The organism is Staphylococcus sp. FSL W8-0056, assembly GCF_037963075.1.
In the GTDB taxonomy this organism is placed as follows: Bacteria; Bacillota; Bacilli; order Staphylococcales; family Staphylococcaceae; genus Staphylococcus; species Staphylococcus aureus.
This window is the reverse complement of sequence record NZ_CP150142.1, coordinates 1437628-1450238: the sequence shown is the minus strand read 5'-3', so window position 1 is coordinate 1450238 and position 12611 is coordinate 1437628. Positions and strand designations below refer to the sequence as shown.

Below are 12611 nucleotides of genomic sequence, written 5' to 3'. Positions count from 1 at the left end.
GATCTTTGTGTTTGTTGTATATTTTCAAAAAATAAAATAGGTGAAACGATCATTATTTCATTTCACTTCAATGCTTTTTATCCAAAATAAAGTTATAATGTAGTTAATACTGTTCGAAAAGAAGAGGTAAAGAATGACAAAACATGAACAAATTTTAGATTATATTGAATCGTTATCTATAGGCTCTAAAATTTCGGTGCGTAAAATCGCTAAATTTTTAAACGTATCTGAAGGGACAGCATATCGTGCAATTAAAGATGCTGATAAAATGGGCATGGTCGCAACGATAGATCGTGTTGGTACGGTTCGAATCGAAAAACGTAATCGTAATGAAATTGAACATTTAACTTTTAATGAAATTGTCAATATTATTGATGGCCAAGTGTTAGGTGGCAATAAAGGTATCACTAAGATGGTATCTAAATTTGCAATTGGAGCAATGGAACTCAAAGATATTTTAAAATATATTGGTCCAAAGACATTATTGATTGTCGGAAATCGCGAAGATGTGCAGATTGAAGCTTTAAAAAGAGGTACGGCTATATTAATTACTGGTGGATTTAAGCCATCTAATAAAGTTATTAATTTTGCGAATGAACATGATTTACCTGTTCTATCATCAAGTTATGATACATTCCTAGTTGCAAATATTATCAACAAAGCACTTTTTAATCAGAAAATACGAAAAGATATCTTAATAGTTCAAGATATAATGACGCCATTAGATGATTTGTCTGTGCTGTTTGATACGATGAAAATAGCAGATTATAAGCGTATGGCGAATCGAACTGGCCATACAAGATTTCCGGTAGTCAATGAGTCGTATAAATTAGTAGGTATTGTAACAAGTCGAGAGATGATTAATACAAAGGACGACGACGAAATAGATAAAGTGATGACGCGAAACCCTATTTATGTAAATGCTATGAGTACAGTAGCAAGTTGTGCGCATATGATGATTTGGGAAGGTATTGAATTGATTCCTGTCGTTTCGAGTAATAAAAAGACAGTGGGTGTGATTAATAGACAAGATGTTTTAAAGTCTATGCAACTTTTAGGAAGACAGCCTCAGATGGGTGAAACAATTAACGATCAAATCGCCAAATATATAACAATGAATCAAGATGGAATTACAGTAGAAGTTTCACCACTTTTAATCAATCATTACGGAACAGTAAGTAAAGCGGCATTTGTAAGTATTATAGAAGAAACAATACAATATGAAATGCGTAAATTTAAAAAAGGTAATGTCATGATAGAGAACTTAAATATCGTGTATATTAAAACAGTACCTATTGAATCACATATAACAGTGCGCTTTGGCATACTAGACGTCGGAAGAAACTTCGCCAAAATAGAAGTGAACATGCATAGTCAAAACGACAAAGTAGCGAGCGCTCTCGTGATATGCCAAATGTTTGACGAAGTATAGGAACTTAGCAGAGAAAATAGGCATAAGATAGATTTCGCACAAACGTTGGAGCCCAACTTACATTGTTTGTAGAATTTCTTTTCGAAATTCTTTGTGTTGGGGCCCCACCCCAACTTGCATCGTCTGTAGAAATTGGGGGTCCAATTTCACTGTGTTGGGGCCCCTGAACTAAATAGTATGGAAATATATATATCTAAATAATTAAAACGGGCAAATAGTTTAATATGGCAGTAACAATTTTTATAATTTAGATATTTTGATATAGACTAATGCTTAAATTAAGCAACTTTTCTAAAAAAGGGAGTATGAAAATGATTAGTACTTTGAATGAAATTATGAAATGTATCGAAGACAACGATACAATTATTATACACAGACATGTTAGACCAGATCCAGATGCATATGGTTCACAACTTGGTTTAAAATACTATATTCAGCAGAAATTTCCGCAAAAGCAAGTATTTGCAGTGGGTGAAGCGGAATCATCATTAAGTTTTATTGGAGAGTTGGATAACATTGATGATAAAACATATCAAGATGCGCTTGTAATTGTATGTGATACTGCCAATGCTCCACGAATTGACGATGAACGATATAGTACAGGTAGTAAACTTATTAAAATAGATCATCATCCTGCAGTTGATCAGTATGGTGATATTAATTTAGTTAATACGAACGCGTCATCTACAAGTGAAATCATTTATGATTTAATCTCACATTTTAATGATGAAGCAATTGTTAATAAAGATATCGCGAGTGTTTTATACCTTGGTATCGTCGGTGATACTGGGCGATTCCTTTTTAACAATACCTCAGAACATACTATGGAAATTGCTGGAAAGTTAATTGGGCATGATATTGATCATAATGCGCTATTAAATAAAATGATGGAGAAGGACCCAAAAATGTTGCCGTTTCAAGGTTATGTTTTACAACATTTCGAACTTATGGATGATGGATTCTGCCAAGTTAAAATAACTGAAGATGTATTGGAGCAATTCGGTATTCAGCCAAATGAAGCATCTCAGTTTGTTAATACAATTGCTGACATCAAAGGTTTGAAAATATGGGTGTTTGCAGTTGATGAGGGTAGTGAAATAAGATGTCGCTTACGCTCTAAAGGGCAATTGATTATTAATGATATTGCGCAAGATTTTGGTGGCGGTGGCCATCCGAATGCGTCAGGAGTTTCAGTGAACAGCTGGGATGAATTTGAGCAACTTGCTACAGCTTTACGCACAAAACTTAACTAATAGAAAGGAGCCATTCAATCATGGTGGCATATTTAAATATTCATACGGCTTATGATTTGTTAAATTCAAGCTTAAAAATAGAAGATGCCGTAAGACTTGCTGTGTCTGAAAATGTTGATGCACTTGCCATAACTGACACCAATGTATTGTATGGTTTTCCTAAATTTTATGATGCATGTATAGCAAATAACATTAAACCGATTTTTGGTATGACAATATATGTGACAAATGGATTAAATACAGTCGAAACAGTTGTTCTAGCTAAAAATAATGATGGATTAAAAGATTTGTATCAACTATCATCGGAAATAAAAATGAATTCAATGGAAAATGTTTCATTTGAACTATTGCAACAATTTTCATCGAATTTGATTATCATTTTTAAAAATGTTGCAGACGAACATCGTGACATTGTTCAAGTTTTTGATTCGCATGAAGATACGTATTTAGATCATCAAAGTGTTTTAGTTCAGGGTATAAAGCACGTATGGATTCAAAATGTTTGTTACCAAACACGTCAAGATGCCGATACGATTTCTGCATTAGCAGCTATTAGAGACAATGCAAAATTAGACTTAATTCATGATCAAGAAGATTTTGGTGCACATTTTTTAACTGAAAAGGAAATTAAACAATTAGATATTAACCAAGAATATTTAACGCAGGTTGATGTTATAGCTCAAAAGTGTAATGCAGAATTAAAATATCATCAATCTCTACTTCCTCAATATCAGACACCTAACGATGAATCAGCTAAAAAATATTTGTGGCGTGTCTTAGTTACACAATTGAAAAAATTAGAACTTAATTATGACGTCTATTTAGAGCGATTGAAATATGAGTATAAAGTTATTACTAATATGGGTTTTGAAGATTATTTCTTAATAGTAAGTGATTTAATCCATTATGCGAAAACGAATGATGTGATGGTAGGTCCAGGTCGTGGTTCTTCAGCTGGCTCACTGGTCAGTTATTTACTAGGTATTACAACGATTGATCCTATTAAATTCAATCTATTATTTGAACGTTTTTTAAACCCAGAACGTGTAACAATGCCTGATATAGATATTGACTTTGAAGATACACGCCGAGAAAGGGTTATTCAGTACGTCCAAGAAAAATATGGCGAGCTACATGTATCTGGAATTGTGACTTTCGGTCATCTGCTTGCAAGAGCGGTTGCTAGGGATGTTGGACGAATTATGGGGTTTGATGAAGTTACATTAAATGAAATTTCAAGTTTAATCCCACATAAATTAGGAATTACACTTGATGAAGCATATCAAATTGACGATTTTAAAAAATTTGTACATCGAAACCATCGACATGAACGCTGGTTCAGTATTTGTAAAAAGTTAGAAGGTTTACCAAGACATACATCTACACATGCGGCAGGAATTATTATTAATGACCATCCATTATATGAATATGCCCCTTTAACGAAAGGGGATACAGGATTATTAACGCAATGGACAATGACTGAAGCCGAACGAATTGGGTTATTAAAAATAGATTTTCTAGGGTTGAGAAACTTATCGATTATTCATCAAATCTTAATACAAGTCAAAAAAGATTTAGGTATTAATATTGATATCGAAAAGATTCCGTTCGATGATCAAAAAGTGTTTGAATTGTTGTCGCAAGGAGATACGACTGGCATATTCCAATTAGAGTCAGACGGTGTAAGAAGTGTATTAAAAAAATTAAAGCCGGAACACTTTGAAGATATTGTTGCTGTAACTTCTTTGTATAGACCAGGTCCAATGGAAGAAATTCCAACTTACATTACAAGAAGACATGATCCAAGCAAAGTTCAATATTTACATCCACATTTAGAACCTATATTAAAAAATACTTACGGTGTTATTATTTATCAAGAGCAAATTATGCAAATAGCGAGCACATTTGCAAACTTCAGTTATGGTGAAGCGGATATTTTAAGAAGAGCAATGAGTAAAAAAAATAGAGCTGTTCTTGAAAGTGAGCGTCAACATTTTATAGAAGGTGCAAAGCAAAATGGTTATCACGAAGACATTAGTAAGCAAATATTTGATTTGATTCTGAAATTTGCTGATTATGGTTTTCCTAGAGCACATGCTGTCAGCTATTCTAAAATTGCATACATTATGAGCTTTTTAAAAGTCCATTATCCAAATTATTTTTACGCAAATATTTTAAGTAATGTTATTGGAAGTGAGAAGAAAACTGCTCAAATGATAGAAGAAGCAAAAAAACAAGGTATCACTATATTGCCACCGAACATTAACGAAAGTCATTGGTTTTATAAACCTTCCCAAGAAGGCATTTATTTATCAATTGGTACAATTAAAGGTGTTGGTTATCAAAGTGTGAAAGTGATTGTTGATGAACGTTATCAGAACGGCAAATTTAAAGATTTCTTTGATTTTGCTAGACGTATACCGAAGAGAGTCAAAACGAGAAAGTTACTTGAAGCACTGATTTTAGTGGGAGCGTTTGATGCTTTTGGTAAAACACGTTCAACGTTGTTGCAAGCTATTGATCAAGTGTTGGATGGCGATTTAAACATTGAACAAGATGGTTTTTTATTTGATATTTTAACGCCAAAACAGATGTATGAAGATAAAGAAGAATTGCCTGATGCACTTATTAGTCAGTACGAAAAAGAATATTTAGGATTTTATGTTTCGCAACACCCAGTAGATAAAAAGTTTGTTGCCAAACAATATTTAACGATATTTAAATTGAGTAACGCGCAGAATTATAAACCTATATTAGTACAGTTTGATAAAGTTAAACAAATTCGAACTAAAAATGGTCAAAATATGGCATTCGTCACATTAAATGATGGCATTGAAACTTTAGATGGTGTGATTTTCCCTAATCAGTTTAAAAAGTACGAAGAGTTGTTATCACATAATGACTTGTTTATAGTTAGCGGGAAATTTGACCATAGAAAGCAACAACGTCAACTAATTATAAATGAGATTCAGACATTAGCCACTTTTGAAGAACAAAAATTAGCATTTGCCAAACAAATTATAATTAGAAATAAATCACAAATAGATATGTTTGAAGAGATGATTAAAGCTACGAAAGAGAATGCTAATGATGTTGTGTTATCCTTTTATGATGAAACGATTAAACAAATGACTACTTTAGGCTATATTAATCAAAAAGATAGTATGTTTAATAATTTTATACAATCCTTTAACCCTAGTGATATTAGGCTTATATAACTTTTATCAACTAATAAATTATGATATAGTAAACTGATGGTTAGATATTTTTTAACCATCAGTTTGCGTTTATATTAGTTTTTTATGCTTATTATTTTTATGAGTTTCACTTTACATTATTGATTAATCCATAAGAATAATTAGCACAAAAAGCAGTATACATAAATTGAGTAAAGAATTTTGTCGATATATCGTGCGGAAAAATAATAACTTTTTGATATATTGGTTTTTGCTATCCATTATAATAATTAAAGGTATATCTTTAGATAGTATGGTTTAATGTATCTTTATAAATATTATTTTATTATCGTTTATCGCTATTTGTGTTACATAATCAAAACCATAAATTCTTACTCATTCAGATTTACCCAATATTTTTACTTTTATAATGTAATGCGTTTTATCCAAGTTATTTTTTAAAAATAAATATTGAATTAGGGGCTGATTTCATGTCATTAAGAGATGAAGCATTGGAAATGCACAAACGTAATCAAGGTAAATTAGAAGTTAAACCAAATGTAAAAGTTACTAATAAAGAGGAATTAAGTTTAGCATACTCACCTGGCGTTGCTGAACCGTGTAAAGATATTTATGAAGATAAAAGAAAAGTATATGATTACACAATTAAAGGAAATACAGTTGCAGTTATTACTGATGGAACAGCGGTATTAGGTTTAGGTAACATTGGACCTGAAGCAAGTATTCCTGTAATGGAAGGTAAAGCAGTATTATTCAAAAGCTTCGCTGGTATCAATGGGGTGCCTATTGCGTTAAATACAACTGATACCGAAGAAATCATTAAAACAGTTAAGTTGTTAGAACCTAATTATGGTGGTATTAATTTAGAGGATATTTCGGCACCACGTTGTTTTGAAATTGAAGAACGATTGAAAAAAGAAACTAATATTCCGGTATTCCATGACGATCAACATGGTACAGCAATTGTAACAATGGCAGGTTTGGTAAATGCATTGAGAGTTGTTAACAAAGATATTGCTAAAATAAAAGTTGTACTAAATGGTGCTGGTGCAGCAGGAATAGCCATTGTTAAATTACTATACGCGTATGGTGTAAGAAATATGGTTATGTGTGACTCAAGAGGCGCAATTTTTGAAGGACGTTCATATGGTATGAATCCTACGAAAGATGTTGTAGCTAAATGGACAAATAAAGATAAGATTGAAGGGTCTTTAGAAGAAGTCGTAAAAGACGCAGATGTATTTATCGGAGTTTCTGTAGCTAATGCGCTGTCACAAGATATGGTTAAGAGTATGGCAGATAATCCAATTATATTTGCAATGGCTAATCCAAATCCTGAAATAATACCTGATGATGCCAAAGCGGCAGGTGCACGAGTTGTTGGTACAGGACGTTCAGACTATCCTAACCAAATTAATAATGTATTAGCTTTCCCTGGTATTTTTAGAGGTGCATTAGAGGTTGAAGCTACACATATAAATGAAGAAATGAAAAAGGCAGCTGTAGAAGCGATTGCTGATTTAATCGATAGTTCTGAATTAAATGAAGACTACTGTATCCCAGGACCGTTTGATAAACGTGTAGCGCCATCAGTTGCTCGTAATGTTGCTAAAGCGGCAATGGAATCTGGAGTAGCTAGGATTGAAGTTGATCCGCAAGATGTGTATGATAAAACAATGAAACTTACAGATTTACAATAAAAATAATTAACGTTTAATTAAATTGCTTAAAAGTTAGCAATAAAGAGTCATTAAAATGATGAAAATGAAAGTTTATGATAAACATTCAACAGTCAAACAAATATAAATCAAATAAATTTAAACCCGTTTTTAACTGGTCAAGTTCAGTTTAAGGCTCTAAATGGTTAGAACAGAGGTTATTTGGAGGTTTTCCTATGTTTAAAGATTTTTTTAATCGAACAAAGAAAAAGAAATATCTTACAGTACAAGACTCTAAAAATAATGATGTGCCTGCAGGTATTATGACTAAGTGTCCAAAGTGTAAGAAAATTATGTACACAAAAGAATTAGCTGAAAATTTAAATGTGTGCTTTAATTGTGATCATCATATTGCTTTAACTGCGTATAAACGTATAGAAGCAATTTCTGATGAAGGATCATTTACAGAATTCGATAAGGGAATGACCTCTGCGAATCCATTAGATTTTCCAAGTTATTTAGAAAAAATTGAAAAGGACCAACAAAAGACAGGTCTTAAAGAAGCAGTTGTGACTGGTACAGCGCAACTAGATGGTATGAAATTTGGCGTTGCTGTCATGGATTCACGTTTTAGAATGGGAAGTATGGGATCGGTTATCGGTGAAAAGATATGTCGCATCATTGATTACTGCACTGAGAACCGTTTACCATTTATTCTTTTCTCTGCAAGTGGTGGTGCACGTATGCAAGAAGGTATTATTTCCTTGATGCAAATGGGTAAAACCAGTGTATCTTTAAAACGTCATTCTGACGCTGGACTATTATATATATCATATTTAACACATCCAACTACTGGTGGTGTATCTGCAAGTTTTGCATCAGTTGGTGATATAAATTTAAGTGAGCCAAAAGCGTTGATAGGTTTTGCAGGTCGTCGAGTTATTGAACAGACAATAAACGAAAAATTGCCAGATGATTTCCAAACTGCAGAATTTTTATTAGAGCATGGACAATTGGATAAAGTTGTACATCGTAATGATATGCGTCAAACATTGTCTGAAATTCTAAAAATCCATCAAGAGGTGACTAAATAATGTTAGATTTTGAAAAACCACTTTTTGAAATTCGAAATAAAATTGAATCTTTAAAAGAATCTCAAGATAAAAATGATGTGGATTTACAAGAAGAAATTGACATGCTTGAAGCGTCATTGGAACGAGAAACTAAAAAAATATATACAAATCTAAAACCATGGGATCGTGTGCAAATTGCGCGTTTGCAAGAAAGACCTACGACCCTAGATTATATTCCATATATCTTTGATTCGTTTATGGAACTACATGGTGATCGTAATTTTAGAGATGATCCAGCAATGATTGGTGGTATTGGCTTTTTAAATGGTCGTGCTGTTACAGTTATTGGACAACAACGTGGAAAAGATACAAAAGATAATATTTATCGAAATTTTGGTATGGCGCATCCAGAAGGTTATCGAAAAGCATTACGTTTAATGAAACAAGCTGAAAAATTCAATCGTCCTATCTTTACATTTATAGATACAAAAGGTGCATATCCTGGTAAAGCTGCTGAAGAACGTGGACAAAGTGAATCTATCGCAACAAATTTGATTGAGATGGCTTCATTAAAAGTACCAGTTATTGCGATAGTCATTGGTGAAGGTGGCAGTGGAGGTGCTCTAGGTATTGGTATTGCCAATAAAGTATTGATGTTAGAGAATAGTACTTACTCTGTTATATCTCCTGAAGGTGCAGCGGCATTATTATGGAAAGACAGTAATTTGGCTAAAATTGCAGCTGAAACAATGAAAATTACTGCCCATGATATTAAGCAATTAGGTATTATAGATGATGTCATTTCTGAACCACTTGGCGGTGCACATAAAGATGTTGAACAGCAAGCTTTAGCTATTAAATCAGCGTTTGTTGCACAGTTAGATTCACTTGAGTCATTATCACGTGATGAAATTGCTAATGATCGCTTTGAAAAATTCAGAAATATCGGTTCTTATATAGAATAATCAACTTGAGCATTTTTATGTTAAATCGATACTGGGTTTTACCATAAATTGAAGTACATTAAAACAATAATTTAATATTTAGATACTGAATTTTAACTAAGATTAGTAGTCAAAATTGTGGCTACTAATCTTTTTTTAATTAAGTTAAAATAAAATTCAATATTTAAAACGTTTACATCAATTCAATACATTAGTTTTGATGGAATGACATATCAATTTGTGGTAATTTAGAGTTAAAGATAAATCAGTTATAGAAAGGTATGTCGTCATGAAGAAAATTGCAGTTTTAACTAGTGGTGGAGATTCACCTGGAATGAATGCTGCCGTAAGAGCAGTTGTTCGTACAGCAATTTACAATGAAATTGAAGTTTATGGTGTGTATCATGGTTACCAAGGATTGTTAAATGATGATATTCATAAACTTGAATTAGGATCAGTTGGGGATACGATTCAGCGTGGAGGTACATTCTTGTATTCAGCAAGATGTCCAGAGTTTAAGGAGCAAGAAGTACGTAAAGTTGCAATCGAAAACTTACGTAAAAGAGGGATTGAGGGCCTTGTAGTTATTGGTGGTGACGGTAGTTATCGCGGTGCACAACGCATCAGTGAGGAATGCAAAGAAATTCAAACTATCGGTATTCCTGGTACGATTGACAATGATATCAATGGTACTGATTTTACAATTGGATTTGACACAGCTTTAAATACGATTATTGGCTTAGTCGACAAAATTAGAGATACTGCGTCAAGTCACGCACGAACATTTATCATTGAAGCAATGGGCCGTGATTGTGGAGATCTAGCATTATGGGCTGGATTATCAGTTGGTGCTGAGACAATTGTAGTTCCAGAAGTGAAAACAGATATTAAAGAAATAGCTGATAAAATTGAACAAGGTATTAAACGTGGTAAGAAACACTCAATCGTTCTTGTAGCAGAAGGTTGCATGACTGCGCAAGATTGTCAAAAAGAATTATCACAATACATCAATGTTGATAATAGAGTGTCTGTGTTAGGTCACGTTCAACGTGGTGGTAGCCCAACAGGTGCGGATAGAGTTTTAGCATCACGTTTAGGTGGATATGCGGTAGACTTATTAATGCAAGGTGAAACAGCTAAGGGTGTTGGAATTAAGAACAATAAAATTGTAGCAACATCTTTTGATGAAATTTTTGATGGTAAAGATCATAAATTTGATTATAGTCTATATGAACTTGCTAACAAGTTATCTATATAAGATTTCAGGAGGAATTATAAAATGAGAAAAACTAAAATTGTATGTACAATTGGACCAGCTTCAGAATCAGAAGAAATGATTGAGAAATTAATCAATGCTGGTATGAACGTTGCACGATTAAACTTTTCACATGGTAGTCATGAAGAGCATAAAGGTAGAATTGATACAATTCGTAAAGTAGCTAAAAGATTAGACAAAATTGTAGCAATTTTATTAGATACGAAAGGTCCAGAAATTCGTACGCATAATATGAAAGACGGTATCATTGAACTTGAACGTGGTAACGAAGTTATTGTTAGCATGAATGAAGTTGAAGGAACACCTGAAAAGTTCTCAGTAACATATGAAAACTTAATTAACGATGTTCAAGTAGGTTCATACATTTTACTTGATGATGGCTTAATTGAATTACAAGTTAAAGATATTGACCATGCTAAAAAAGAAGTTAAATGTGATATTTTAAACTCTGGTGAGCTTAAAAACAAAAAAGGTGTTAACTTACCTGGTGTAAGAGTAAGTTTACCTGGTATTACAGAAAAAGATGCTGAAGATATCCGTTTCGGTATTAAAGAAAATGTTGACTTCATTGCAGCAAGTTTCGTACGTCGTCCTAGTGATGTTTTAGAAATTCGTGAAATTTTAGAAGAACAAAAAGCTAACATTTCAGTATTCCCTAAAATTGAAAACCAAGAAGGTATTGATAATATTGCGGAAATTCTTGAAGTGTCTGATGGTTTAATGGTTGCACGTGGTGACATGGGTGTTGAAATTCCACCTGAAAAAGTACCAATGGTTCAAAAAGATTTAATCAGACAATGTAACAAATTAGGTAAACCAGTTATTACAGCTACACAAATGTTAGATTCTATGCAACGTAACCCACGTGCTACACGTGCAGAAGCTAGTGACGTTGCCAACGCAATCTATGATGGTACAGATGCAGTAATGTTATCTGGTGAAACTGCTGCTGGTTTATATCCTGAAGAAGCTGTTAAAACAATGAGAAATATTGCTGTATCAGCTGAAGCAGCCCAAGATTATAAAAAGTTATTGTCAGATCGTACTAAATTAGTTGAAACTTCATTAGTGAATGCTATCGGTATTTCGGTTGCACATACAGCTTTAAACTTAAATGTTAAAGCAATTGTAGCTGCTACTGAAAGTGGTTCAACGGCACGTACTATCTCTAAATATCGTCCACATTCAGACATTATTGCGGTGACTCCAAGTGAAGAAACAGCACGTCAATGTTCAATTGTTTGGGGAGTTCAACCTGTAGTTAAAAAAGGACGTAAGAGTACAGATGCATTGTTAAACAATGCAGTTGCAACAGCTGTTGAAACTGGTAGAGTATCTAATGGTGATTTAATCATTATTACTGCTGGTGTACCAACTGGTGAAACTGGAACTACTAATATGATGAAAATCCACCTAGTTGGTGACGAAATTGCTAATGGTCAAGGTATTGGACGTGGATCAGTTGTTGGTACTACGTTAGTTGCTGAAACTGTTAAAGATTTAGAAGGTAAAGATTTATCTGACAAAGTTATCGTTACTAACTCAATCGATGAAACGTTTGTACCTTATGTAGAAAAAGCTTTAGGATTAATTACAGAAGAAAATGGTATTACATCACCAAGTGCAATTGTTGGTTTAGAAAAAGGTATTCCAACAGTTGTAGGTGTAGAAAAAGCTGTTAAAAACATAAGCAATAACATGTTAGTTACGATTGATGCTGCTCAAGGTAAAATCTTTGAAGGATATGCAAACGTACTATAATTTATAAAAAAACGTCT

At 33.1% G+C, this 12611-nt stretch carries 8 protein-coding genes; all 8 read left to right on the top strand.

Translation table 11 applies throughout. The features are described from left to right. Positions 1-133 precede the first annotated feature (133 nt). The 8 genes from NSS86_RS07150 to pyk all read left to right on the top strand — a co-directional run bounded on the left by NSS86_RS07150 (position 134) and on the right by pyk (position 12594). A complete protein-coding gene (locus tag NSS86_RS07150; RefSeq protein ID WP_000160435.1) occupies positions 134-1432 on the top strand; it encodes a CBS domain-containing protein in 1299 nt (432 codons plus the stop codon). Between the two features lie 311 nt (positions 1433-1743). Further along, positions 1744-2685: a pApA hydrolase Pde2 gene (gene pde2 / locus NSS86_RS07145; RefSeq protein WP_000626082.1), complete on the top strand. Its 942-nt coding sequence runs from the start codon at positions 1744-1746 to the stop codon at positions 2683-2685. A gap of 20 nt (positions 2686-2705) precedes the next feature. After that, on the top strand, positions 2706-5903 hold the full coding sequence (locus NSS86_RS07140; RefSeq protein ID WP_000226919.1) for a DNA polymerase III subunit alpha: 3198 nt from the start codon (positions 2706-2708) through the stop codon (positions 5901-5903). A 449-nt stretch (positions 5904-6352) separates the two neighbouring features. Beyond that, a complete protein-coding gene (locus NSS86_RS07135; RefSeq protein ID WP_000058389.1) occupies positions 6353-7582 on the top strand; it encodes a malic enzyme-like NAD(P)-binding protein in 1230 nt (409 codons plus the stop codon). 194 nt (positions 7583-7776) lie between these two features. Then, positions 7777-8634: an acetyl-CoA carboxylase, carboxyltransferase subunit beta gene (gene accD, locus NSS86_RS07130; RefSeq protein WP_000471571.1), complete on the top strand. Its 858-nt coding sequence runs from the start codon at positions 7777-7779 to the stop codon at positions 8632-8634. Next, positions 8634-9578, top strand: a complete 945-nt coding sequence (locus NSS86_RS07125; protein WP_000883648.1) for an acetyl-CoA carboxylase carboxyltransferase subunit alpha — start codon at positions 8634-8636, stop codon at positions 9576-9578. Before accD ends, NSS86_RS07125 begins: the two co-directional genes overlap by 1 nt. A gap of 268 nt (positions 9579-9846) precedes the next feature. After that, positions 9847-10815 (top strand): 6-phosphofructokinase, encoded by a 969-nt coding sequence (pfkA, locus tag NSS86_RS07120; protein ID WP_000717561.1) that lies wholly within the window; start codon positions 9847-9849, stop codon positions 10813-10815. Between the two features lie 21 nt (positions 10816-10836). Continuing rightward, positions 10837-12594 (top strand): pyruvate kinase, encoded by a 1758-nt coding sequence (gene pyk, locus NSS86_RS07115; RefSeq protein ID WP_001232648.1) that lies wholly within the window; start codon positions 10837-10839, stop codon positions 12592-12594. The last annotated feature ends 17 nt before the right edge of the window (positions 12595-12611 follow it).

Excerpts from the sequence above, each read along its gene's own strand:
- NSS86_RS07150 (WP_000160435.1), top strand. The coding sequence starts at position 134 with ATGACAAAACATGAACAAATTTTAGATTATATTGAATCGTTATCTATA.
- pde2 (WP_000626082.1), top strand. The coding sequence starts at position 1,744 with ATGATTAGTACTTTGAATGAAATTATGAAATGTATCGAAGACAACGAT.
- NSS86_RS07140 (WP_000226919.1), top strand. The coding sequence starts at position 2,706 with ATGGTGGCATATTTAAATATTCATACGGCTTATGATTTGTTAAATTCA.
- NSS86_RS07135 (WP_000058389.1), top strand. The coding sequence starts at position 6,353 with ATGTCATTAAGAGATGAAGCATTGGAAATGCACAAACGTAATCAAGGT.
- accD (WP_000471571.1), top strand. The coding sequence starts at position 7,777 with ATGTTTAAAGATTTTTTTAATCGAACAAAGAAAAAGAAATATCTTACA.
- NSS86_RS07125 (WP_000883648.1), top strand. The coding sequence starts at position 8,634 with ATGTTAGATTTTGAAAAACCACTTTTTGAAATTCGAAATAAAATTGAA.
- pfkA (WP_000717561.1), top strand. The coding sequence starts at position 9,847 with ATGAAGAAAATTGCAGTTTTAACTAGTGGTGGAGATTCACCTGGAATG.
- pyk (WP_001232648.1), top strand. The coding sequence starts at position 10,837 with ATGAGAAAAACTAAAATTGTATGTACAATTGGACCAGCTTCAGAATCA.